This is a genomic window from Rhizobium beringeri (assembly GCF_004306515.1).
Lineage (GTDB): Bacteria > Pseudomonadota > Alphaproteobacteria > Rhizobiales > Rhizobiaceae > Rhizobium > Rhizobium beringeri.
In genome coordinates this window covers 4,301,142-4,324,374 of the sequence record NZ_SILG01000001.1, presented here as the reverse complement: position 1 = coordinate 4,324,374, position 23,233 = coordinate 4,301,142, and the positions used below count along the sequence as shown (strand labels likewise).

18 protein-coding genes are annotated in these 23,233 nt (G+C 61.0%); 10 read left to right on the top strand and 8 right to left on the bottom strand.

Annotated elements, in window-relative coordinates:
• Positions 1-164: 164 nt before the first annotated feature.
• Positions 165-1,781, top strand: a complete 1,617-nt coding sequence (purH, locus tag ELH03_RS21485; RefSeq protein ID WP_128404990.1) for a bifunctional phosphoribosylaminoimidazolecarboxamide formyltransferase/IMP cyclohydrolase — start codon at positions 165-167, stop codon at positions 1,779-1,781.
• A gap of 58 nt (positions 1,782-1,839) precedes the next feature.
• On the opposite strand, the gene ELH03_RS21480 is transcribed toward purH, so the two are convergent.
• The 3 genes from ELH03_RS21480 to ELH03_RS21470 form a co-directional block, all read right to left on the bottom strand.
• Complete coding sequence (locus ELH03_RS21480) at positions 1,840-3,228, bottom strand: MFS transporter (RefSeq protein WP_130766617.1); 1,389 nt, start codon at positions 3,226-3,228, stop codon at positions 1,840-1,842.
• Between the two features lie 27 nt (positions 3,229-3,255).
• Positions 3,256-8,031, bottom strand: a complete 4,776-nt coding sequence (locus ELH03_RS21475) for an NAD-glutamate dehydrogenase (protein WP_130766616.1) — start codon at positions 8,029-8,031, stop codon at positions 3,256-3,258.
• Positions 8,032-8,092: 61 nt separating this feature from the next.
• A complete protein-coding gene (locus ELH03_RS21470) occupies positions 8,093-8,335 on the bottom strand; it encodes a hypothetical protein (RefSeq protein WP_233941726.1) in 243 nt (80 codons plus the stop codon).
• Between ELH03_RS21470 and pdxY the strand changes: the two genes are divergently transcribed.
• The 3 genes from pdxY (at position 8,307) to ELH03_RS21455 (ending at position 11,611) form a co-directional block, all read left to right on the top strand.
• Positions 8,307-9,182, top strand: a complete 876-nt coding sequence (gene pdxY / locus ELH03_RS21465) for a pyridoxal kinase PdxY (RefSeq protein WP_128404993.1) — start codon at positions 8,307-8,309, stop codon at positions 9,180-9,182. The two genes, ELH03_RS21470 and pdxY, sit on opposite strands and share 29 nt — an antisense overlap.
• A gap of 71 nt (positions 9,183-9,253) precedes the next feature.
• Positions 9,254-9,895, top strand: a complete 642-nt coding sequence (locus tag ELH03_RS21460; RefSeq protein WP_018244137.1) for a carbonic anhydrase — start codon at positions 9,254-9,256, stop codon at positions 9,893-9,895.
• Between the two features lie 96 nt (positions 9,896-9,991).
• Positions 9,992-11,611: a GGDEF domain-containing protein gene (locus ELH03_RS21455; protein ID WP_130766615.1), complete on the top strand. Its 1,620-nt coding sequence runs from the start codon at positions 9,992-9,994 to the stop codon at positions 11,609-11,611.
• Between the two features lie 51 nt (positions 11,612-11,662).
• Here the strand turns inward: ELH03_RS21455 and ELH03_RS21450 are convergent, their stop codons facing one another.
• The 3 genes from ELH03_RS21450 to ELH03_RS38670 all read right to left on the bottom strand — a co-directional run bounded on the left by ELH03_RS21450 (position 11,663) and on the right by ELH03_RS38670 (position 14,115).
• Positions 11,663-12,484 (bottom strand): lytic murein transglycosylase, encoded by an 822-nt coding sequence (locus ELH03_RS21450; RefSeq protein ID WP_128405005.1) that lies wholly within the window; start codon positions 12,482-12,484, stop codon positions 11,663-11,665.
• Positions 12,485-12,756: 272 nt separating this feature from the next.
• Entirely contained in the window at positions 12,757-13,791 is a 1,035-nt protein-coding gene (locus tag ELH03_RS21445; protein ID WP_012759513.1) for an aspartate-semialdehyde dehydrogenase, read from the bottom strand.
• A 111-nt stretch (positions 13,792-13,902) separates the two neighbouring features.
• The gene (locus ELH03_RS38670) at positions 13,903-14,115 is read right to left on the bottom strand and encodes a hypothetical protein (RefSeq protein WP_128404995.1); all 213 of its coding nucleotides are present in this window, start codon (positions 14,113-14,115) and stop codon (positions 13,903-13,905) included.
• 87 nt (positions 14,116-14,202) lie between these two features.
• Here ELH03_RS38670 and ELH03_RS21435 point away from each other — a divergent pair, with 87 nt between their 5' ends.
• The 5 genes from ELH03_RS21435 to ELH03_RS21415 all read left to right on the top strand — a co-directional run bounded on the left by ELH03_RS21435 (position 14,203) and on the right by ELH03_RS21415 (position 20,754).
• Positions 14,203-15,957, top strand: coding sequence for an alkaline phosphatase (locus ELH03_RS21435; protein WP_128410382.1), 1,755 nt, complete (start codon positions 14,203-14,205; stop codon positions 15,955-15,957).
• 199 nt (positions 15,958-16,156) lie between these two features.
• Positions 16,157-16,624 carry a hypothetical protein gene (locus tag ELH03_RS21430; protein WP_130766614.1) on the top strand — a complete coding sequence of 156 codons (468 nt, stop codon included), beginning with the start codon at positions 16,157-16,159 and terminating at the stop codon, positions 16,622-16,624.
• A 6-nt stretch (positions 16,625-16,630) separates the two neighbouring features.
• Positions 16,631-17,323 carry an ABC transporter ATP-binding protein gene (locus ELH03_RS21425; RefSeq protein WP_128404997.1) on the top strand — a complete coding sequence of 231 codons (693 nt, stop codon included), beginning with the start codon at positions 16,631-16,633 and terminating at the stop codon, positions 17,321-17,323.
• Positions 17,320-18,627 carry an ABC transporter permease gene (locus ELH03_RS21420; protein WP_128404998.1) on the top strand — a complete coding sequence of 436 codons (1,308 nt, stop codon included), beginning with the start codon at positions 17,320-17,322 and terminating at the stop codon, positions 18,625-18,627. The genes ELH03_RS21425 and ELH03_RS21420 overlap by 4 nt, the downstream gene beginning before the upstream one ends.
• A gap of 240 nt (positions 18,628-18,867) precedes the next feature.
• Positions 18,868-20,754, top strand: a complete 1,887-nt coding sequence (locus ELH03_RS21415; protein ID WP_128410384.1) for an MFS transporter — start codon at positions 18,868-18,870, stop codon at positions 20,752-20,754.
• 166 nt (positions 20,755-20,920) lie between these two features.
• On the opposite strand, the gene lpxE is transcribed toward ELH03_RS21415, so the two are convergent.
• Positions 20,921-21,655 carry a lipid A 1-phosphatase LpxE gene (lpxE, locus tag ELH03_RS21410; protein ID WP_128405000.1) on the bottom strand — a complete coding sequence of 245 codons (735 nt, stop codon included), beginning with the start codon at positions 21,653-21,655 and terminating at the stop codon, positions 20,921-20,923.
• On the opposite strand from lpxE, the gene ELH03_RS38520 reads away from it, so the two are divergent.
• Positions 21,600-21,731, top strand: a complete 132-nt coding sequence (locus ELH03_RS38520) for a hypothetical protein (protein WP_261319430.1) — start codon at positions 21,600-21,602, stop codon at positions 21,729-21,731. The genes lpxE and ELH03_RS38520 overlap by 56 nt on opposite strands.
• 312 nt (positions 21,732-22,043) lie before the next feature.
• Here the strand turns inward: ELH03_RS38520 and leuB are convergent, their stop codons facing one another.
• Positions 22,044-23,156 (bottom strand): 3-isopropylmalate dehydrogenase, encoded by a 1,113-nt coding sequence (gene leuB / locus ELH03_RS21400; protein ID WP_128405001.1) that lies wholly within the window; start codon positions 23,154-23,156, stop codon positions 22,044-22,046.
• Between the last annotated feature and the right edge of the window lie 77 nt (positions 23,157-23,233).

Genomic DNA, 23,233 nt, shown 5'->3' with positions numbered 1-23,233 from the left:
ATTCACAGCAAGGAAGTAAGGTATGATGCCATCCAAAAATGGCTCGTGCTTTTAGACATCTGCTCTGACGCCTGTTTGCGCGGCGGCAAACCTGTGCTAACGCGGCGCCAGCATGCAAACATCCCTTGCGGATGTCCTCCCGAAGCCCGAACGGAGAAGGTTTCATGGCCGTCATTTCCAAGAAGATCCCCGCCCCCGACAAGGTCGAAATCAAGACCGCGCTCATTTCCGTCTTCGACAAGACCGGGATCGTCGAACTCGCCCACGCCTTGTCTGCCAGAGGTGTACGCCTGCTCTCGACCGGCGGCACCTACAAAACGATCGCTGCGGCCGGTCTTGCCGTCACCGATGTCTCCGAAATTACCGGTTTTCCCGAGATCATGGACGGGCGCGTCAAGACGTTGCACCCAATGGTGCATGGCGGCCTGCTGGCGATCCGTGACGACGGGGAACACCAGGATGCGATGAAAACACACGGCATCGAGGGCATCGACCTCGCGGTCATCAACCTCTACCCTTTCGAGGAGGTGCGCGCCGCCGGCGGCGACTATCCGACGACGGTCGAGAATATCGACATCGGCGGTCCGGCGATGATCCGCGCATCGGCCAAGAACCATGCCTATGTGACGACCCTGACCGATCCGGCCGATTATGCCGAGCTGCTGGAGCAGCTTTCCGCAGATGACGGCAAGACCGCCTATGCCTTCCGCCAGCGTATGGCCGCCAAGGCCTATGCCCGCACCGCCGCCTATGATGCAATGATCTCCAATTGGTTCGCCGAGGCGCTGTCGATCGACACGCCGCGCCACCGGGTTATCGGCGGCGCGCTGAAGGAAGAGATGCGCTACGGCGAAAACCCGCATCAGAAGGCCGCCTTCTATGTGACCGGCGAGAAGCGTCCGGGTGTTTCGACAGCCGCCCTTCTCCAGGGCAAGCAGCTCTCCTACAACAACATCAACGATACGGATGCCGCCTACGAACTCGTCGCCGAGTTCCTGCCTGAGAAGGCGCCGGCCTGCGCCATCATCAAGCACGCCAATCCCTGCGGCGTTGCCACCGGATCCAGTCTGGTCGAGGCCTATCAGCGGGCGCTCGCCTGCGATTCCGTTTCCGCCTTCGGCGGCATCATCGCGCTCAACCGGACGCTGGATGCCGAAACGGCCGAGGAGATCGTCAAGCTCTTCACCGAAGTGATCATCGCGCCCGATGTCACGGAGGAGGCAAAGGCGATCGTCGCCCGTAAGCCGAACCTGCGGCTGCTGTCCGCCGGCGGCCTGCCCGATCCGCGTGCCGCAGGCCTGACGGCGAAGACCGTTTCCGGCGGCCTGCTCGTCCAGAGCCGCGACAACGGCATGGTCGAGGATCTGGAACTCAAGGTCGTCACCAAGCGCGCGCCGACGGCACGGGAACTGGATGACATGAAGTTCGCCTTCAAGGTCGCTAAACATGTGAAATCGAATGCCGTGGTCTATGCCAAGGACGGCCAGACCGCCGGTATCGGCGCCGGGCAGATGAGCCGCGTCGATTCCGCCCGCATCGCCGCGCTGAAGGCCGAAGAGGCCGCCAAGGCGCTTGGCCTTGCAGTGCCGATGACACATGGCTCGGCGGTCGCCTCCGAGGCCTTCCTGCCTTTTGCCGACGGTCTTCTGTCGATGATCGCTGCAGGGGCGACGGCGGTTATCCAGCCGGGCGGCTCGATGCGCGACCAGGAAGTCATCGATGCCGCCAACGAACACGGCGTCGCGATGGTCTTTACCGGCATGCGCCATTTCCGGCACTGAGTGAGGATTGGGCGCGGTCACGCGCTCGTCTCCGGCTTCGGCTTGATCGGGCTCGTTCTTATGCCCGATCGGCCGGATAGGGCGTGCGGAACAAGAGCACCAGTCCGCCGGCAAGAAACAGGATCAGCGTTGCCATCCCGAGCCGCGGTGATCCGCTCATATAGGTCACCAACGAGAAGAACAGCGTCGCCATGAAACTCGTGGCGCGCCCTGAAAGCGCGTAGATGCCGAAGTAGCGGCCGGCTTCCTCCGGGCTGACGCTGCGGGCGAGATAGGAGCGCGACGAGGCCTGCACCGGCCCGAAGGCGAGCCCGATCAGCAGACCATAGAGGATATAGGCCTTTTCCGCCGCAGTACCGAAAAGGCCGCCGGAATCGGCCGTCGGCAGCGGCATCAGTCCGAACAGGGTGTAACCCGGTCCTGTCGAGATGATGCCGATGGTGGCGAGAAGCAGCATGGTGAGGCTGATGACGACGGTCACCTTCGAGCCGACGCTCTTGTCGACGCGGCCGGCGATCAGGCAGCCGAAGATCGCGACAACATTCAGGATGATGCCGTAGATGCCGATTTCGATCGTCGCCCAACCGAACATGCCGGCCGCGAAGATACCGCCAAGGATCAACAGCCCGTTGACCCCGTCTTGATAGATCATACGGGCGATGAGGAATGTCAGGATGCCGCGGCGTTCTCTGAGTTCGCCAAGCGTATTGCTGAGTTCCCGCAGGCCGGAGCGGACGGCGGTGCCGAAGGGAAGACCCATGCCGACATCCGGCGTGAAGAAGAACATCGGCAGGATGAAGATTAGATACCAGACGGCCGAGATCGGCCCGGTGATGCGTGCATCCTGACCGGTCTCAGGATCGAGGCCGAATAGCGGATCGAGACCGAGGATGGTCTTGCCGGTCTCGGGGCTCGCCGCCAAAAGCGTCACGACGGCAATGAGCACGATTATGCCGCCGAGGTAACCGAGCCCCCAGGCGGTGTTGGAGAGCTTTCCGACCTCGTGCTTGCCGACCAGGCGCGGCATCATCGAATCGTTGAAGACGATCGAAAACTCCGCCGAGATCGAGGCGAGGATCATGAAAATGACGGGATAGACAACAGGCGAACCGGGGGCGGCAAACCACAGGCAGAAGAGGCTGGCGATCTTGATGATCGCGAAGAAGCCGATCCAGGGTTTGCGTGCGCCGGACTGGTCGGCGATTGAGCCGAGGACGGGTGAGAGCAGGGCGATGATCACCGAGGAGATCGTCGCCATGTTGCTCCACGTCGTCTGCGCGGAAACCGGGTCATCGGTCAGGCGGGAAACGAAATAGGGTCCGAAGATAAAGGTTGTGACCACGGTGAAGAAGGGTTGTGCTGCCCAATCGAAGAACATCCACCCCCAGATGCCCTTCTCCGTGGCCTTCGGCGGTTGCGTTCCTGTCCAGTCAATGCGATTCAACATCCGCTCCTTCTTTTGACGCGGACTGTCTCACCTCGCCCGGTCGCGCGCAAGATCGGTCAGGATACCTGCAGCAACGGTAATACGCGCAAGGTTGGGATCACCGCCGTCGCTGAGGCTTGAAAGCTCCTCGAGGATGCGGTTGATGCGGATGCGATCCTGTGCATGCCAGGCTTGAACTGGAAGCTTTTCCTTGCCGTGATCGGAAAGAGCCGAGATGACGATGTCGCGCCTTGCGCTGGCGATTTGGTCGATGCTGCGAGCAAGCGCAAGATTCTCATAATGGTCTGAGGTGAGGATCCGCCCGCCCGCCGCCAGCAGCCTGCCAATACGGAAGGTCTGCGACACCGCGATGTAGTTCTCGGCGGCGCGCACCAGGGGTTCGCCGGTGCGCTCGGCGATCTGCATGATCTCCGGCACCAATGCGAAGATCGGGAGGCTGGCGATCTCGGCCGCGAGTTTTTCGGGCAGGCCCGCCTGGCTGTACTCCGCCTGGCGCGCGGCGACCTCGTCGGCCACCTGTCCGGCGAAGGCGGTTTTCAGCTTCTTCAGGGCCGCCTGCAGCCGGCTAATCACTTCCGCCATATCGGCCTTGGTCATGCCCGTTTTCAGCAGCAGGCGCGTCAGCACGATAAAGCTGTGGCTGATCTCCTCGTAGATGCGGTTCTGCATCTCGCCTGATATCTTGCCGTCCAGGGCGTCCGTCTCGGCCCAGAGGCGGGTCAGGTCGAAACCGTCTCTAGCCACGATTGCGCCACGCACCACTTCCGGTGCAGAAGCTGCCGTCGCGTCCATCATGGCGACGGTGAAGCTTGGTCCGCCACGGTTGATCGCTTCGTTGGCAAGCACGGTCGCGACGATTTCGCGCTTCAGGCGGTGACTGGTGATATCGCCGGCATTCGACTTCTGCATCTTCACAGGGAAATAATTCAAAAGCGTCGCGATGAAATATGGATCGTCCGGCAGATCGCTTGCGGCCAGCGCGTCGAAGAGCACGATCTTGGCATAAGATACCAGCACGCCGATTTCCGGCCGCGTCAGCGGCTTGCCGGCTGTATAGCGTTCGGCCAGGGTCTGGTCGTCCGGCAGCGTCTCGACCTTGCGGTTCAGCTGGCCGGCGCCCTCGAGCACAGTCATGAAGCGGCCAAGCTGCAGACCGTTTGCCGTGCCCTTGCGTTCCGTCAGTGAGATCGCCAGCGACTGCAGGTAGTTGTTGCGCAGCACCAAGGTCGCCACTTCGCCGGTCATCGAAGAAAGAAGCTGGTCGCGTTTTGCGCGTGTCAGGCGCCCGTCATGCATGGCGGCTGCCAACGCGATCTTGATGTTGACCTCGACGTCCGAGGTGTTGACGCCGGCCGAGTTGTCTATGGCGTCGGAGTTGCAGCGCCCGCCCTTCAGCCCATAGGCGATGCGGCCCTTCTGGGTGACGCCGAGGTTTGCGCCCTCGCCGATCACCTTGGCGCGCACCTCCACCGCGGTGATGCGGATCGGGTCGTTGGCGCGGTCGCCGACTTCGGTGTCAGTTTCGGACGGCGCTTTCACATAGGTGCCGATGCCGCCGAACCAGAGCAAGTCGACCGGGCTCTTCAGGATCGCCATCATGATCTCGAAGGGCGTGGCTACGGCCTTATCGATGCCGATCGCGGCAACCGCTTCCGGCGTCAGCGTGACCGATTTCGCTGCACGGGAAATGATCATTGCACCCTTCGACAGCACGCCCTTGTCGAAATCCTGCCAGCTTGAACGCGGCAGGTCGAAGAGCCGCTGGCGTTCGGCCAGCGTCTTTTCCATATCGGGGTCGGGATCGATGATGATGTCGCGGTGATCGAAGGCTGCAATGAGCCGGATTTTGGGAGAGAGCAGCATGCCGTTGCCGAAGACGTCGCCCGACATGTCGCCGACGCCGGCGACGGTGAAGGGCGTCGTCTGGATATCGATGTCCATTTCACGGAAATGGCGTTTCACGGTTTCCCAGGCGCCTCGGGCAGTGATGCCCATCTTCTTGTGGTCGTAACCGGCCGAGCCGCCGGAGGCAAAGGCGTCGTCCAGCCAGAAGCCGGCTTCCTGCGCCAGTGCATTGGCGGTGTCGGAGAAAGTCGCAGTGCCCTTGTCAGCGGCGACGACGAAATAAGGGTCATCGCCATCGAGCCTGACCGTATCCTTTGGCGGCACGATATCGGCGCCCGATATATTATCGGTGATCGAAAGCAGCGTGCGGATATAGGTCTTGTAAGCTTCACGGCCGGCATTGAAGATCTCGTCGCGGCTGCCGCCGACAGGAAGCTTCTTCGGATAGAAACCACCCTTGGCGCCGACCGGTACGATGACTGCGTTCTTGACCTGCTGTGCCTTGACGAGGCCGAGCACCTCGGTGCGGTAATCCTCGGCGCGATCCGACCAGCGAAGGCCGCCGCGCGCCACCTTGCCGAAGCGCAGGTGAACGCCTTCGACTTCGACGCCATAGACGAACATCTCGCGGAAGGGTTTCGGCTGCGGCAATCCGTCCACCAGATGGGGATCGAGCTTGAAGGCCAGCATCGGCTTCGGCGAGCCATCCGGGTTCTTCTGGAAATAATTGGTGCGCAGCGTCGCATCGACGATATTGACGTAGCGGCGCAGGATACGGTCGTCGTCAAGGCTCGGCACGTCGGCAAGCTCGGTCTCGATCGCCTGATGCAATTCGGCAAGCTTCTTCACGCGCGCCTTCTCCGCAAGCCTGGTGTCGAGCGTGTCATGGAAGAGACGGAAGATGGCAGCGGCGACACCGGGATATTTGTCGAGCGTCGTTGCGATATAATCCTGCGAATAGGCGATGCCGGCCTGCCGGAGATAACGCGCATAGGCGCGCAGAACGTTCGTCTCGCGCGCCGAGAGCCCGGCCGAAAGGATCAGCCGGTTGAAGCTGTCATTGTCGATCGTGCCGCCGAAGGCGGCGACGAAGGCTTCCTCGAGGGCGGCGCCGTAGCGCTGCAGATCGATTTCGCCGCCGTTGCGGGCCTCGAGCTCCATGTCGTGCAGCACGACGAGTTTGGTTTCTCCATCAGCGGCAGGTACCCCGATGTCGAAGGTGCGTTCGCTGACGACATTGAAGCCAAGATTCTCGAGAAGCGGCACCCGGCGCGACAGCGCCAGCTGGCCGCCGGCGTGAAAGATCTTCAAGGAAAGGGTGCGGCCGTGCTCTTCCTGGCGATGGTAGAACTGGATGCGAAGCGGCTCGCCGGCGGCGCAGGCACCGATATCGGCGAGGTCGGCCACGGTTTCCTCCGGGGTGAAGGAATCCTGGAAGGCTTGGTCGACGGATATCTTCGGCGCTTTGGCCCCGGCCAGCGTCTCGAAACGGCCGTCCCAGCGGGCCGTGATCTCGCGGATCGCCTGCTCGAGCTTTGCCTGCGGAATGCGCGGCGTCTTGCCGCCCGAGCGGCCGATGATGAAATGCACGCGCGCCACGCCCCCTTCCGGGAAAGCCGGGTAATAGGCAGAGACACGGCCGTCATAGACAGTCTTCAGATAGGTGCCGATCCGTTCGCGTACGATCGAGTCATATTCCTCGCGCGGCACGTAGATGATCACCGAGACGAAGCGGTCGAAATGGTCGATTCGCGGCAGGACGCGCACGCGCGGCCGATCGGCCAAGTCGTTGATCTGTTCGGCAAAACTTGCAAGCAGCGTGGTGTCGATCTGGAAAAGGTCGTCGCGCGGATAGGATTCCAGCGTGTTGTCGAGCATGCGGCCGGAATGGCTCATCGGGTCGAAGCCGAAATGTTCCTTCACCTTCTCGATCTTGGAACGCAGCAGCGGGATTTCGGAGGCGAGCGACGTATAGGCCGTCGAGGTGAAAAGGCCGACGATGCGCAGCTCGCCGGTGACGTTGCCCTCAGCGTCGAAGCGCTTGACGCCGACATAATCCATATAGGCCCGGCGATGGACGATCGATTTCACATTCGCCTTGGTGACGATCAGGAAGTCGGGGCCGTCGAGGAAGGCAAGGATCTCAGGCGTTGTCGTTACGGCGTCCTTGCCGGTGCGCAGCACCAGAACATCGGGATTGGAGAGGATGCCGAGGCCAGCACCCTTGTCGCGCTCGACCCTGGCATCGCTCCCCTTGCCGGAATAGACATATTCCCGCATGCCGAGGAACGTGAAATTCTCATCGCGCAGCCAGGTCAGGAAAGCGACGGCTTCGTCGCGATCGGCCTTTTTCCGGCTGGCGCCATTGGCCGCAAGCTCCGCGATCACTCCGTCGATCTTGGAAACCATCGGCTTCCAGTCGGAAACCGACAGGCGGACCTGTTCGAGCACTTTTTCGATACGTTTGACGAGATCGGCGGCCTGGGCAGAATTGAGCGGCGCGATATGAAGCTGGATATGGCTGACGCGGTTGGCCGGATCGCTTGGGTGATCGGCGGAATAATGCGCCGGCGCCTTGCCCTTTTCCATGATCAGGATGGGATGCACGGCCATGAACAGGTCGCGATAGGTGCTCGTCACTTCGCCCATGGCTGATTCAAAAAGAAAAGGCATGTTCTGATCGGTGACTGAAAGCACCGAGACCGCGATGCCGTCAGGCGTCACATCGGCAATGGTGTCGATGCTGACACGAGGCGCCTTGCCGTTCCAGGCGTCGAGTTCCTTTGCTGAATGCACGGCGGAGAGTGCCAGCATTTCCGGCGTATAGAGTTCAAGATCGTCATTGCTTGCCCGGCCGAAGAGAATTTCCGGATCGAGATGCGCCTCACCCGTTGCCTTGGCGATCTTGCGCGCGCTTTCGATCTGCTTTTCCCGTTTCGGATTGTTTCTGGCAGCCATGGATCGCCTCCCTCAATGTCTGATTTTTCGCAAGCTAGCAGAAGATTCTTCGAAAAAATCTCTAAAAGAGCGATCCGAAGGATTGTTTTGGCGCTTTTTGGCGCTGGAAATGAGAAATTGTAAGAGATTTTCCGCTCTCGTCGCCAAACGAAAGGGAAAGTCCCGTCTTCCAGTTTTTCGTTCCGGCGAACATTTCCACGCTCGCATGAAGAATGGTTGACAGCGTGGCGTCAAAAAGATCATCAAACGCGGTCATCATTCGGATCTTGGATATCATGTCGGAAAATGCAGCGGGCGCAGTCATCGTCATTTCCAGCCATGTGGTGCGTGGCTCGGTCGGAAACCGGGCTGCCGTCTTTGCATTGGAGACGCTCGGTCATCCGGTCTGGGCCATGCCGACCATCGTGCTGCCCTGGCATCCCGGCCACGGCCGCTCGACGCGACTGACTTTTGCGGAAACGGATTTCGACGCGGCGATCGACGATCTGATCCGCGCGCCCTGGATCGGCGAAGTCAAGGCGGTGCTTTCGGGCTATTTCGGCAATGCCGCCCAGGCACGCTCCGTCGCCCGGCTGATCGGTGCGCTCCGGCAAAACAATCCCGAACTGCTCTATGTCTGCGATCCCGTCATGGGCGATCTCGGCGGCCTTTACGTGCCGGAAGCAACTGCAGAGGCTATTCGCGATCATCTCATTCCGCTCGCCTCGCTCGCGACGCCGAACCGGTACGAGCTCGCATGGCTTTCGGGGGCGGCCCTCGAAGACAACAACACGATCATGGAGGCGGCGCTCGCGCTCGGACCATCGCGCATGCTCGTCACTTCAGCCGTGCCGATGATGGCCGGGGGTACCGGCAATCTTTATCTTTCCGGTCGCCATGCGCTTCTTGCCGAGCACCGCGTCGTCGAAAACCCGCCGAATGGTCTCGGCGACCTGCTCGCCGCCGTCTTCCTGTCGCGCCTGCTTTCCGGGCTCGAGGACGAAAAGGCGCTGCAGCTTGCCACCGCCAGCGTCTTCGAGGTGCTTGCGCGGGCCGTCAAGCGCGGCAGCAACGAGTTGATGCTGGCAAGTGATGCTTCCAGCCTTTCGACGCCGATGGCCATGGTGCAGATGCGCCGGCTTTTGCACCCGGCGCAGCGGCGGAAAAAGTGACGCATCTGCCAATATGTTCATTTTGCGGTGCAGCAGTTGATCTTGTCGTCCGCGCGCGCTAATCCAGAAGCATGCAGCGTTTTCCAAACCCTCTTCTGGACGGCTATCGCAACTTCATGAACGGGCGCTATTCCGACGCCCGCGACAGGTATCGGCAGCTTGCCGAAAACGGTCAAAGTCCCCATACGCTTGTCATTGCCTGTTCGGATTCTCGCGCGGCACCGGAGCTGATCTTCGATGCCGGCCCGGGCGAGCTCTTCGTCATTCGCAACGTTGCCAACATGGTCCCGCCCTACGAGCCGGATGGCCATTTTCATTCGACGTCGGCCGCACTCGAATTTGCCGTGCAGGTGCTGAAGGTCTCGGATATCGTCGTGATGGGTCACGGCCGCTGCGGCGGCATCCGCGCTGCGCTCGATCCGAATGCCGAGCCATTGTCGCCTGGCGACTTCATCGGCCGCTGGATGTCGCTGGTCAAACCTGCCGCCGAGCAGATCCAGAGCAACGACGTGATGACGGCCGCCGAGCGGCAAACGGCGCTGGAGCGTGTCTCCATCCGCAATTCAATCAACAATCTCAGAAGCTTCCCCGACATCAAGGCTCTCGAGGAAGCGGGAAACCTTCATCTCCACGGCGCCTGGTTCGACATTTCGACCGGTGAACTCTGGGTCATGGACGCCGAGACACGCGACTTCATTCGTCCCGAAATCTAGGGACATGCCGGTTTATCAGTTTTTTAAGGATTGTTGTTAAGCTCGCCGTCAATTGGTCGGGTACGACCGAGGTTTTGATCACCGTGGCGATTGGCGATGAAGTTCGAAACCATCAAAAAGGTTATCCTGGCCGCTATCATGCTGCCCTTCGTCTTCATGCTCATTGAAGGCGTCGTCGTCATTCGGGCTTCGGTCACACAATACCGGGATCTCGAAAAGGACCGGCAGTTTGCCGATGTGCTTGCCCGTGGCGGGTCCATCGCCGCCACGGAGATCCTGAGTGAAATTGGTGCCACCCGCCGCTACCTCGCGCGTCCCAACAGCGGGACTGCCGCCGACATGCAGCAAAGCAGGGTGACGCTCGATCGCGAACGCCTCGCTTTTTATGCCAGCCTGCCCTCCCGCGATGCGCTCGACGAGGGGCTCGTCGGCGAATTATCGATTCTCAGCCTTGCCTACAGCCGCATCATCGCTGCGCGCAGCGCCGTCGACCAGGGGCGTTATACCGGCAGCGATCCCGGTTCCATCTACTGGTATGCGGCTCTCAAGCAGCTTGCTGTCGTCGATGCGCTTTCTCCGCTGATCAGCGATCCAGTGCTGCTTGAGAAATCCAACCAGCTGATGGGCATCCTGCTGACCTATTACGGCGAAAGGCTGATTACCGGCGTTGGCACCCGCTACCTCGATCACGGTGTTTCCGCCAGATTGCCGGTGGAGCTGTTCGTGCAGGGCAAGGTCATGCTCGGTGAGGGCATGGATCATATGGTCTTCCATTCCTCGGCGCCGATCGTGCGCGACATCGTTGCCTATCTCGGCCGCAGCGGCCAGGTGAAGGCGAATGCGATCACCGATGCCATCCTCGCCGGATCGCGGCCGACATGGGCCGTGCATGACGTCTGGGCCGCCGCGCAGAGCGAACGCATGACCTTCCTGCAGCAGAAGATGATCGAGGCCGCAAAAGATATTCATGAGACCGGCGAAAATCTTTCGATGCGCTCGCACATTCACCTGACGCGGATCCTGGCGCTGTGTGCCGGCTTGCTGATTCTCGCCACATTGGTGATGGTACTGGCGGCAAAGGGGCTGCGGCTGATCGACCGGCTGACGCAGGATCGGGAGACGCTGGTGGGCGAGTTGCGTAGCGCCGCCCAGACCGATCTTCTGACCGGCCTTTACAACAGGCGCGGCTTCGAGGTCGCCGCATCGGCGCTTCTGACACAGGCCGAGCATGGGTCGCGCTGGATTTCCGTCGTGCTCTTCGACCTCGATCATTTCAAAAAGATCAACGATGTTCACGGGCATGACGCCGGCGATGCCGTGCTCCGGCAGGTCGCGGGCGTTGCCCGTGAGAATTTTCGTTCCTTCGATCTGTTGGTGCGCCATGGCGGCGAGGAGTTCCTGGCGCTTCTGCCGGATTCGACGCCCGACGATGCCGCAATCGTTGCCGAGCGCGTGCGGCTGGCAATCGAGGCGACGGAAATCCCCCTGCCGAGCGGCGATGTTCTCAAGGTGACGGCGAGTTTCGGATGTGCCGGACGGGCGAATGAAGCCACCAACCGGAACTTCGAGGATCTGGTCAAGCGCGCCGACCTGGCGCTTTATGCCGCCAAAGCCTCCGGCCGCAATTGCGTCGTCTCGGGACCGACCCTGCCGGCCCCGGCCCAGGAGGAGCGACGCAAGGCGGCGTCGGGCGGCGGCTTTGATTTCCGCAAATGAAAAACGCCGCATATCGCAGCGGCGTTTTCGGGTATGGGTGTCGATAAAGGCTTATCTGCCGTCGATCTGCTGGCCGATATAGGCTATCGCCTGCTGGTAGACGCTGGCGGCGTTCCAGCCCTGGATGGCGACGAAATTCGGCTCTCCAGGCTGATAGCCGGCGCCGGCGCGCCAGCCATGGCCCTTGAGGAAATTCGCTGTCGAGGCCAGCGCATCAGCGCGGGAACCGACCATGTCGACGCGGCCGTCGCCGTCGCCGTCGGCGCCGAAGCGCACGACATTGCGCGGCAGAAACTGCGTCTGGCCGATTTCACCATGGGCGGCACCCTTGGCCTGAGGGCTCAGATAACCTTCGGAGACGAGCTGGAGCGCGGCATAGAGCTGGTCGGTGAAATATTCCGAACGACGGCAGTCATAGGCAAGGGTTGAAACAGCCGACAGGGTATGCTGGTTGCCCATATAGCTGCCAAAACCGGTCTCCATGCCCCAGATCGCAATCAGCGGGCCGGCCGGAACGCCGAAACGGCGCTCGATCGAGGCAAAAAGCGCCTGGTTGGCGGCCTTCATGCTGCGGCCGCGGGAGATGACCGTGGCACCGCCGCGTTTCTGCATGAAAGCGTCGAAGGAGAGCTTGAAGCTCTTCTGGCCGCGGTCGGCGGCTATCGTCGGCTTGTTGTAATTGACGTTGGCGAAGGCGCGGTCGAGGACCGAGCGGCTGACGCCATTTGCCGCCGCTTCCTGCTTGAAGTCGGCGACCCAGGCAGTGAAACCGCTGCTATTATTGCCACATTGGGCGCCCTGGGCCGCTGCCGGCAGCGCGTGGAGAACGCCGGCTGCCGTAAACGCCGCCAGAAGGAATGTTGTCATGCGCATGAGGAACCCCGCTCCGGTCTGCTGAAGCGCCGCGGCCGATCGGGACCATGCGACGCGCCTTAAATCTTCGTTCTGTTCATGTCGTTGCTCCAAAACCGCTACACGGTCTCGGGCGGCATAGCTTGGCTTGACGCCGGGCAGAATGCCAGCCGAAGGCGATTTTGTCACGATCACCTTTTAGTAAGCGCTTATGGATAGAGGGCGCCTACGGCTCGGCAAAAAGCCCTGCCTTCATCAGCAGGGCTTTAGCATATTATGGTTTACAAATGGTATCAGGCGGCCTGCTTGCGCGGCTTGACAAGGCCGCGATTGACGAGCAGCTCGGCGATCTGGATGGCGTTCAACGCAGCACCCTTGCGCAGATTGTCGGAGACCACCCAGATGTTGAGGCCGTTTTCGACCGTTGCATCCTCGCGGATGCGCGAGATGTAAGTCGCATCCTCGCCCGCGGATTCATATGGCGTGATGTAGCCGCCGTCCTCGCGCTTGTCGATGACGAGGCAGCCCGGTGCATCGCGCAGGATGTCGCGGGCCTGGTCGGCAGTGATCTCGTTTTCGAATTCGATGTTGACCGATTCCGAATGACCGATGAAAACCGGCACACGCACCGCCGTGCAGGTCACCTTGATCTTCGGGTCGAGCATCTTCTTCGTCTCGGCCAGCACCTTCCATTCTTCCTTGGTGTAGCCGTCCTCCATGAAGACGTCGATGTGCGGGATGACATTAAAGGCGATACGCTTGGTGAACTTCTTGTTCTCGATCGGATCGGCAACGAAGACGGCGCGCGTCTGATTGAACAGCTCGTCCATGCCGTCCTTGCCGGCGCCGGAGACCGACTGGTAGGTCGAGATAACGACACGCTTGATCTTGGCGAAGTCGTGCAACGGCTTCAGCGCCACCACCAGCTGGGCGGTCGAGCAATTCGGATTGGCAATGATGTTGCGCTTGGTGAACTGGCTGATGGCATCCGGGTTCACTTCCGGCACGATCAGCGGCACGTCGGCGTCGTAGCGCCAGGCCGAGGAATTGTCGATAACGATGCAGCCCTGCTGGCCGATCTTCGGCGAGAACTTCTTGGAGACCTCGCCGCCGGCCGACATCAGGCAGATGTCGGTATCGGAGAAATCGTAATTCTCCAGATTGGAGACCTTCAGCGTCCGGTCACCGTAGGAAACCTCGGTGCCCTGCGAACGCGAGGAGGCGAGTGCCACGACCTCATCGGCGGGGAAGCCTCGCTCGGAGAGGATGTTGAGCATCTCCCGGCCAACATTTCCGGTCGCTCCCGCAACTGCTACTTTGAAACCCATTTCTCAAGCTCTCTTTCTCTTCTCTCCTCTTGTCCGGTGAGGGGAAAGGCGCGATTAATCGCGTCTTCCTGTCCCCAGCCGAGCCGGGGAGAGAGCGGCAGGCCAGAGACGTCAGACGGTTTTCGTCGTCGTTTTGGCCTTGGTTTTGGCAGAAACCGGAACGGCAATGTCCACCCCGGCAACCCGTGCCCGGTCATTGCATTCGGCAATGGCGTGTTCGTCGCGAACCATGGAGATTCCTTTTCCGATGTTGCTCTTAGAAGGTTTTCCACAGGAGTCAAGGTTTTTGCGCTTAGAGCCCGCAGGCGAAAGCGGCCGCCGCAATGCTGCGACGTTTTGTCATGCCGCTGTCATCCTCGGGAGGTATCCCGGCCCGGTTGTTAATGTCTGCAACGAAAACGGGGGTTTTCCATGCGTACGCTTCTTGCCGCCTTTGCGGCCACCACCATCCTTGCGGGCGCCGCTCAGGCGACGACGGTCTATCCGCTTGATCGCGCGACGATTCTTGCCGGTTCACCGTTTGATTTCAAGGTCGAGCTCAACAAGCAGGTCAAGCCTGAAGACGTGAAGATCACCGTCAATGGCCAGGACTACAAGACCGTCCTCGGGGGCGAGGCGCAGTTCGTCGAACTGGAAAAAGGCAAGGACGACAAGGCTCTCGGCTCCGCTATCCTGCTACGCGGCTTGAAGATTTCCGCTCCGGGCGACTATAAGATCGAAGTTGCGGCCGGAGACGAAACGAAGTCCGTCACTTGGAACGTTTACGAAACAGCAGCACAGCCAAAGGCCAAGAACATCATTTTCCTGCTGGGTGACGGGCTTTCCGTTGCGCATCGCACCGCTGCCCGCATCATGTCCAAGGGCATGACTGAAGGGAAGGCGAATGGCCGCCTGAATATGGACGACCTCGAGCGTATGGCTTTTATCGGCACGTCGGCGACCAATGCCGTCGATACGGACTCGGCCAACACCATGTCGGCCTACATGACGGGTCACAAGACGGCCGTCAACGCGATCGGCGTTTACGCGGACCGTACCCCGGCCTCCCTCGATGATCCGCGTGTTGAAACCTTCGCAGAAGCCGTTCGCCGCCTGACCAAGAAGTCGGTCGGCATCGTTGCAACAGCCGAGGTTGAAGACGCTACGCCGGCGGCGGTTGTTTCTCACACCCGCAACCGCAACGACAAGGCCGACGTCGTCGGCATGCTGCTCGACGTCAAGCCGGAAGTCCTCCTTGGCGGTGGCTCGGCCTATTTCCTCGGCAAGGAAGTCGCCGGCTCCAAGCGTAAGGACAACCAGGACTACATCAAGCAGTTCCAGGATGCCGGCTACAAACTTGCGACCGACAAGAACGAGCTCGCAGCCAATGCATCGGCTGAAGGCAATCTCCTCGGTCTCTTCCACACCGGCAATATGGACGTCACGCTTGATCGCGAGTTCCTGAAGAAGGGCACCGTCGACAAATTCCCGAACCAGCCGGGTCTCGTTGCCATGACCAAGGTTGCGCTCGACCGCCTTTCCAAGAATCCTGATGGCTTCTTCCTGATGGTCGAAGGTTCCTCGATCGACAAGATGTCCCATCCGCTCGATTGGGATCGTGCGGTCATCGAAACCATCGAATTCGACCAGGCCATCGGCGTTGCTCGCGAATTCCAGAAAGCCCATCCGGACACGCTGATCGTCGTCACCGGCGACCATACGCATGGTGTATCCATCATTGGCACTGTCGATGACGAAAAGCCCGGCACGGAAATGCGCGAAAAGGTCGGGACCTATGCCGAGGCCGGCTTCCCGAACTACAAGGACGAAAACGGCGACGGCTATCCTGATAAGATCGACGTCAGCCGCCGGCTGTTCCTGAGCGCCAATAACGGCCCCGATCACTACGAGACCTTCCGTCCGAAGCTCGATGGTCCGTTCGTTCCGGCCGTCCAGAACGAAAAGAAGGAATATGTCGCCAACGAGCAGTATAAGGATGTTCCCGGCGCGGTCTTCGTTCAGGGCAATATTCCGAAGAGCGGCGATAGTGGCGTCCACGCCGTCGACGACGTCGTCCTGCAGTCGGCAGGTCCTGGCGCTGAAGGCTTCCATGGTTACATGGAGCAGAGCGACGTCTATCGCGTGCTCGCCGACACCTTCGCTCTCGGCGCCAAGCAGACGAACTGATCTCTAGATGCGGATGGATCGGCCTAAAATCTGAATCCGCATCTAAATCAAAGAATAGAGCATGATGTCGTCCGAAAACCGCGACGCTTTTCGGCATCATGCTCTGGCCCATCCGGCTAGGCCGCTTGCCGGCCTTGCCTCTTTCACCGATCATGGTCCCGGCCGTTCAGCGGCCGGGATTTCATTCTTGGAGATCGCCATGGAAAAGCTACCTTCGCTGCATCTCAGCCGCCGCGGCCTGATCGGCGCCATCGGTACGCTGGCCTTCGCCGCTATTGCTCGCCCGAGTTTTGCTGCGGATTCCTTGATCAGCTTCGATGAGCTTTACGGCAAGTTCGGCGTGCTCGGCCTCGAATTCTCCGACAAGGTGAAGCGCCTTGCCGGCAAAGGCGTCAGCATGAAAGGTTTCATGGCGCCGCCATTGAAGGCTGAGGCCCAGTTCTTCGTGCTCACCGAGGTGCCGATGTCGCTCTGCCCCTTCTGCTCCTCGGATACGGACTGGCCGGACAATATCGTCGTCGTCTATCTCGGCGAGAAGCAGACCTTCGTGCAGCCGCGCCAGACGATCGAAGTGCGCGGCACGTTGGAATACGGTTCGTGGACGGATCCGGACACTGGCTTCGTCAGCCTGCTGCGGATCCGCCAGGGCGAATACTCCGCCGTCTGAACCGATATGCTCTCTCTCGATATCGAAAACCTGACCGTTGCCTTCCCGGGGCTGTCCTCGCCGGCACTGGCGATCGCCCGGCTGTCTATCGATGCAGGCAGCAGGGTCGCCATTACAGGGGCGTCCGGCTCCGGCAAGAGCACCTTCGTCAATATCGTTGCCGGGCTGGAGCGGACGCGGCAAGGCCGCATCCGCTGGAACGGTGAGGATATCGCGAGTTTTTCAGAAAGCCGGCGTGATCGGTTCCGTGCCGCCAATATCGGCCTGGTCATGCAGGAGTTCCATCTCTTCCCCGGTCTGTCGGCGCTGGAGAACGTACTCCTGCCGGCGCGGCTTGCCGGCGCTGCCACAGCTGATGTCATCGAGCGGGGTCATGCGCTTTTGGGCACCGTCGGTCTTTCCCGCGCCGGCCAGAAAATCGAAACCATGTCGCGCGGCGAGATGCAGCGCGTGGCGATCGGCCGGGCGCTGCTGCGCAAGCCCGGCGTCATCATCGCCGACGAGCCGACCGCAAGCCTTGATGCCGAAAGCGGCGAGGCGGTCGGCGATCTCCTCCTCGATCTTGCCATTGCCGAAGGCAGCACGCTGATTGTCGTTTCACACGACCAGCGCTTGGCGGGCCGCCTCGACCGGCGCATCACCTTCGGCTCCGGCCGGATCAGCGACGATTCCGCGGCAACGGCGGGAGAGGCTGCATGATCCGCTTCATCCTTTCCGATCTTCGTCGCCTCTGGGCGGGGTCGCTGGTGGTCGTGCTGCTGGTGGCGCTTGCGACCGCGCTCGGCGTTTGCGTGGTCCTACAGGAGCGGGCGCTTCGTCTCGGCAGCGCGCGCGCCGCTGACAAGTTCGATCTTGTCATCGGCGCCGGCGGCAGCGAGACGCAGCTCGTGCTGTCCTCCGTCTTCCTGCAGCCCTCGCCCTTGCCGCTGATGCCGGGCGAAGTGCTGGGCAAGCTTGCCGCAGATCCGCGGGTCGATTGGGCAGCCCCGATCGGCTTCGGCGATTCCTTCTCCGGCTATCCGATCATCGGCACAACGACCATGCTGACGCAGAACCTGTCCGGCGGTTTATCCGAAGGCAAGATTTTCGCGCGCGAGGGCGAGGCGGTGATCGGCGCCGCTGTCAAGCTGTCGCTCGGCGGCGAGATCAAGCCGATGCACGGGTCGCTGGAAGAGGGCGGCGAGACTCATACCGAGCTCGTCTATCATATCGCCGGCCGCTTGCGGCCGACCGGCACCGCCTGGGACCGGGCCATTCTCGTTCCCATCCAGGCCGTCTGGCACATCCATGGCATGGAAGCGGAGGAACATGCGGAGGACGGTGAGCACGAGAATGAAGAGGCGTCCGGAACGGATAGCGTTGAACATGGCCACGAGCATGAGAAAGCCGGCGCTGATCACGATGGGCATGGGCATCACGGGAAAGCCGATCCGGATGCCGCGCTTGATGAGACCTGGACTGCGGGCGCTCCCGGCCTTCCCGCCATTCTCGTTAAGCCGAAGACGATCGCCGATGCCTACAAGCTGCGGCAGGAATATCGCAGCGGCAATACCGTCGCTGTCTTTCCCGGCGAGGTGCTGACCAATCTCTACGCCACGCTCGGCGATGCCAAGCAGATCCTCGTCGCGGTCGCCTCCGGCGCCCAGCTTCTCGTCGCAGCCTCGCTGGTGCTGGTCACGGTCATCCATATCGGCCAGCGCCGCCGCCAGATCGGCGCACTCAGGGCCTTCGGCGCCCCACGTGGCGCGATTTTCGGCATCGTCTGGCTGGAATTCTTCTTCCTGGTAGCGGTTGGCGTCGCACTCGGATTCGCGCTCGGTTATGCCGCGGCCCTCACCTTGTCCGGCATGTTCTCGCAAACGAGCGGGGTCGCCATGCCGGTCGTCTTCACGCGTGAAGACGCCGGGCTTGCGGCAGTGCTGCTTGCCTTTGCCACAATTCTCGCCGCGCTGCCGGCAGTGCTCGCCTATCGGCAATCGCCGGCGCAGGCGCTGAGAGCATAATGGGTCCACGTCGCAACCGCAGTGAAACCTGCTCCAAACCTCCGGCAGCTCAATCGGCACGGGCGGACGGCCTGATGTGCGTGAGAACCGCGCCACTCTTAGACTAAAGTCATAATCCCAAAGCATCTCTCTTTTTGATCTGTCGTTTCTGGCACACTCTCGTCAGGCGTGTCGCGGCCAGGGGTATGCTTTGAGGAGAGTAGGTCGCGCGCGTGATCATCACTCTGTGGAGGACAAACAATGGCAAATGTCGCAAGCATCGACGGCGCTAAGGCCGGTCCGATGACCGGCGAGGAGAAGAAGGTCATCTTCGCCTCTTCGCTCGGCACCGTTTTCGAATGGTACGATTTCTATCTCTATGGTTCGCTTGCCACCTATATCGGCGCGACCTATTTCACCCAATATCCCGAGGCAACGCGCAACATCTTCACGTTGCTCGCCTTTGCGGCCGGCTTCCTGGTGCGCCCCTTCGGTGCGCTGGTGTTCGGTCGTCTCGGCGATCTCGTCGGCCGTAAATACACCTTCCTGATGACGATCATGATCATGGGTCTATCGACCTTCCTCGTCGGCGTCCTGCCGGGTGCCGCCACCATCGGCATCGCAGCCCCGATCATCCTGATCGGGCTGCGCCTGCTCCAGGGTCTGGCGCTGGGCGGTGAATATGGCGGTGCGGCAACCTATGTCGCCGAACATGCGCCGAACGGGCGCCGCGGCTACTTCACCTCGTGGATCCAGACGACGGCGACACTCGGCCTGTTCCTGTCGCTGATCGTCATCGTCCTGGTTCAATATCTGATGGGTGCGGCTCAGTTCGCCGCCTGGGGCTGGCGCATTCCGTTCCTGGTCTCGGTCGTCTTGCTCGGCATTTCCGTTTGGATCCGCCTGAAGATGAACGAATCGCCGGCGTTCCAGCGCATGAAGGCGGAAGGCAAAGGCTCCAAGGCGCCGCTGACTGAGGCCTTCGGGACATGGAAAAATGCCAAGATCGCGATCATTGCGCTTCTCGGCGCTACCATGGGCCAGGCGGTCGTCTGGTACGGCGGCCAGTTCTATGCGCTGTTCTTCCTGCAGAACGTGCTGAAGGTGGACTTGTTCTCGGCCAATGTCATGGTCGCCATCGCACTTCTCCTCGGCACGCCGTTCTTCGTCATCTTCGGCGGTCTCTCCGACAAGATCGGCCGCAAGCCGATCATCATGGCAGGCCTTCTCATTGCGGCGGTGACCTATAATCCGCTGTTCAAGGCGATGACCTGGACGGCAAACCCGGCGCTGGCCGAAGCGCAGGCTTCGATCCGGGCAACGGTGACGGCTGATCCGGCGGATTGCAGGTTCCAGTTCAACCCGACCGGCACGGCCAAGTTCACCAGCTCTTGCGACGTGGCAACGGCGTTCCTGACCAGGAACTCGGTGCCTTACGACGTCGTGCCCGGTACCGCCGGACAGCCGGCAACGGTGAAGGTCGGCAATGCGACGATCCCAAGCTTCGACGTCGTCGCTGCCGGCGACAAGGCCAAGGGCATGACCGCCGCCTTCGAAAAGGGCGTCAACATCGCGCTCCATGATGCCGGCTACCCGCTGAACCGTGGCGCCGTCAAGGTGCCGGATGCCAAGCTCGATGCTTTCATCGCAGCCAATCCGGAACTGTCGCTCAATGCCGATGCCGTGCGCGCCGGCGAGAAGGAAACCGTACCAGCGGCCAAGCTGGTCGAGACCAAGCTGCTGACGGCGGATGAGGCCAATGGCGTCACCGACATGGTGGTCTACAACATCGCCAATGGCGGCACTTTCGCCATGGTTGCCGATCCGGCCCGGGTCAACTGGATCGGCACGATCGCCGTGCTGTTCGTCCTCGTCCTCTATGTGACGATGGTCTACGGCCCGATTGCGGCATTGCTGGTCGAGCTTTTCCCGACCCGCATCCGCTATACCGGCATGTCGCTGCCCTATCACATCGGCAACGGTTGGTTCGGCGGCCTGCTGCCGGCGACAGCCTTCGCGATGAGCGCTGCCGCGGGTGATATCTATTACGGTCTCTGGTACCCGATCGTCTTTGCGTCGATCACGCTGGTGATCGGCCTGATCTTCCTGCCGGAAACGAAGAACAGGGATATCCACGCCATGGATTGAGCGGCGGATTGAGGACAATCCGCGCTTGAGAAAAAGGCCCGGCGCTCACAAGGCGCCGGGCTTTTCCATATTAAAGCGCCGCGCGTCTTTTCGGACGCGCAAAGGACGCTGTAACATTTTGAATTTCTGCATAATTTTATCCTTAAATCGATTCCGATTTAAGGAATTATGCAGTGCGAAACAGGCGCTTCGAGAGTGGCCAGCCATCCGGCGCCAGCTTGAAGAGCAAGCCGCAGCGGGCAAAGACGATCGCCGTCAGCAGTGAGAACCAGCCGCCGAAGGCAAGGCCGGCGATCACGTCGCTCGGATAATGGGCGCCGACCATGACACGCGTCATGCCGAGCCAGATGGCGCAGGCGATGAAGGCAACGCGGTAGCGTGGAAACAGCAGGGCGAAGGCGGCGAAGAAAGCGCCGACCGTGGTGGAATGGCCGGACGGAAAACTTTCGAAAGCGGCATGGCCTGAAAAGGGCGTGAAGGAAAACATGCCGTAGTCATGAAAATGGTCGGGACGCGCCCTGCCGATCGCCCGCTTCAGCAGATTGGCGAGAAGCCCGGAGAAGACAACCGTGATGAAGAGATAAGCGCCGATCCAGCTGACATAAAGCGCTTGCGCCTTGGAACGCGCCGTCTTCACAAGCTTGTAGCCTGCCCGGCCCTGAAAGAACAGCAGGATGCTGGTGTAGATCAGCCAGGCGGAATCGCCGAAACCGGTCAGCATCTCGCCGAGGTGCTTTACCGGCGCGGGAGCTTCGCTGGCGCCGATCGGCGCGTCGAAGAGCAGCATGGAGAGGATCACGGCATTGAGCGTGATGAATAGGCAGGCCTGCCAACGCAAAGGCGGCATGCTGGCGCTGCTCCGGCGCCAGCGCCTGTTCAAGGAAGCCCAAAATGCCCGCATTCCGTCGTCCGTTCGAATTTTGCTAGAGCATGATGCCGAAAAGTGTGAGCGGTTTTCGGACGGCGTCATGCTCTAACTATATAATTTAGAACAGGATTCAGATTTTAGGCCGACCCGGCCTAAAATCATCCTGTTCTAGAGCGCCGCCGTATCCAATAGGATGCGCTAAGGACGCTCTATCACTTTGAATTGGCGCACAATGCTTTCCGAACATCGATTCCGATTTCGGGGTTATACGCTGGTTAAAATCCGGCGCAAAAATACACGAGATTGTGGCCGAGAATAGTCCGTTTGGGATAATTCGACCAAGCCGATGCGGCTCGCGCTCCGGAGAAAAAAGCCCTCCGCATGCATGATGCGAAGGGCCGGAACTGTTTCACGTGAAATATCAGACGGAAAGCGTCTTGAACTCGGCGAGGATCGCATCGCCCATCTCGACGGTGCCGACCTGCCTTGCGCCATCGGCCATGATATCACCGGTGCGGATGCCCTTGTCGAGCACGTTGGCGATCGCCTTTTCCAGATCGTCGGCTTCCTTCACCAAATTGAAGGAGTAACGCAGGCACATGGCAAAGGAGGCGATCATGGCGATCGGATTGGCGATGCCCTTGCCGGCGATATCGGGGGCCGAGCCGTGCACCGGTTCGTAGAGCGCCTTGCGCTTGCCGGTCTTGCCATCAGGCGCGCCGAGCGAGGCCGACGGCAGCATGCCGAGTGAGCCGGTCAGCATGGCGGCGACGTCGGAGAGCATATCGCCGAAGAGATTGTCGGTGACGATGACGTCGAACTGCTTGGGCTGGCGCACCAGCTGCATGCCGCCGGCATCGGCCAGCATGTGTTCGAGCTGGACGTCGGAATATTTCGCCTTGTGCGTCTCGGTTACCACCTGGTTCCAAAGCACGCCCGACTTCATGACGTTGCGCTTTTCCATGGAGCAGACGCGGTTCTGCCGCGTGCGGGCCATTTCGAAGGCGACGCCGGCGATGCGCTCGATCTCGTAAGTATCGTAGACCTGCGTGTCGATGCCGCGTTTCTGGCCATTGCCGAGGTCGATGATCTCCTTCGGTTCGCCGAAATAGACGCCGCCCGTCAGCTCGCGGATGATGAGGATATCGAGGCCTTCAACCAGCTCCGGCTTCAGCGACGAGGCCGCAGCAAGGGCCGGATAGCAGATGGCGGGGCGCAGGTTAGCAAAGAGCTGCAGATCCTTGCGCAGGCGCAGCAGACCGGCTTCCGGGCGTACTTCGTAAGGCACGCTATCCCATTTCGGACCGCCGACGGCGCCGAAGAGAACGGCATCGGCGGCAAGCGCCTTCTGCATGTCGGCTTCCGAGATCGCCGCACCATGCGCATCATAGGCGCAACCACCGACAAGGCCTTCGTCGGTGACGAAACCGGCATTCATCGCCTCGTTCATATAGGCGATGATCTTGCGGACCTCACCCATGGCCTCGGGACCGATGCCGTCACCCGGCAGCAGGAAAAGATTGCGTGCTGTCATGAAGCCCTCCTGGGAAAAACTAGTTGCGGCTTCTTAGACCCCGGAAATGGGCATTTCAAGCGACAGAAGGGGTGAAT

What these genes read in the sequence shown, in the direction of transcription:
- ELH03_RS21475 (WP_130766616.1), bottom strand. Translation starts at nt 8,031, where the DNA reads ATGGCTGCCAGAAACAATCCGAAACGGGAAAAGCAGATCGAAAGCGCG.
- ELH03_RS21445 (WP_012759513.1), bottom strand. Translation starts at nt 13,791, where the DNA reads ATGGGTTTCAAAGTAGCAGTTGCGGGAGCGACCGGAAATGTTGGCCGG.
- purH (WP_128404990.1), top strand. Translation starts at nt 165, where the DNA reads ATGGCCGTCATTTCCAAGAAGATCCCCGCCCCCGACAAGGTCGAAATC.
- leuB (WP_128405001.1), bottom strand. Translation starts at nt 23,156, where the DNA reads ATGACAGCACGCAATCTTTTCCTGCTGCCGGGTGACGGCATCGGTCCC.
- pdxY (WP_128404993.1), top strand. Translation starts at nt 8,307, where the DNA reads ATGTCGGAAAATGCAGCGGGCGCAGTCATCGTCATTTCCAGCCATGTG.
- ELH03_RS21480 (WP_130766617.1), bottom strand. Translation starts at nt 3,228, where the DNA reads ATGTTGAATCGCATTGACTGGACAGGAACGCAACCGCCGAAGGCCACG.
- ELH03_RS21425 (WP_128404997.1), top strand. Translation starts at nt 16,631, where the DNA reads ATGCTCTCTCTCGATATCGAAAACCTGACCGTTGCCTTCCCGGGGCTG.
- ELH03_RS21455 (WP_130766615.1), top strand. Translation starts at nt 9,992, where the DNA reads ATGAAGTTCGAAACCATCAAAAAGGTTATCCTGGCCGCTATCATGCTG.
- ELH03_RS21430 (WP_130766614.1), top strand. Translation starts at nt 16,157, where the DNA reads ATGGAAAAGCTACCTTCGCTGCATCTCAGCCGCCGCGGCCTGATCGGC.
- ELH03_RS21420 (WP_128404998.1), top strand. Translation starts at nt 17,320, where the DNA reads ATGATCCGCTTCATCCTTTCCGATCTTCGTCGCCTCTGGGCGGGGTCG.
- ELH03_RS38520 (WP_261319430.1), top strand. Translation starts at nt 21,600, where the DNA reads ATGCTGGCGCTGCTCCGGCGCCAGCGCCTGTTCAAGGAAGCCCAAAAT.
- lpxE (WP_128405000.1), bottom strand. Translation starts at nt 21,655, where the DNA reads ATGCGGGCATTTTGGGCTTCCTTGAACAGGCGCTGGCGCCGGAGCAGC.
- ELH03_RS21460 (WP_018244137.1), top strand. Translation starts at nt 9,254, where the DNA reads ATGCAGCGTTTTCCAAACCCTCTTCTGGACGGCTATCGCAACTTCATG.
- ELH03_RS21415 (WP_128410384.1), top strand. Translation starts at nt 18,868, where the DNA reads ATGGCAAATGTCGCAAGCATCGACGGCGCTAAGGCCGGTCCGATGACC.
- ELH03_RS21470 (WP_233941726.1), bottom strand. Translation starts at nt 8,335, where the DNA reads ATGACTGCGCCCGCTGCATTTTCCGACATGATATCCAAGATCCGAATG.
- ELH03_RS21435 (WP_128410382.1), top strand. Translation starts at nt 14,203, where the DNA reads ATGCGTACGCTTCTTGCCGCCTTTGCGGCCACCACCATCCTTGCGGGC.
- ELH03_RS21450 (WP_128405005.1), bottom strand. Translation starts at nt 12,484, where the DNA reads ATGCGCATGACAACATTCCTTCTGGCGGCGTTTACGGCAGCCGGCGTT.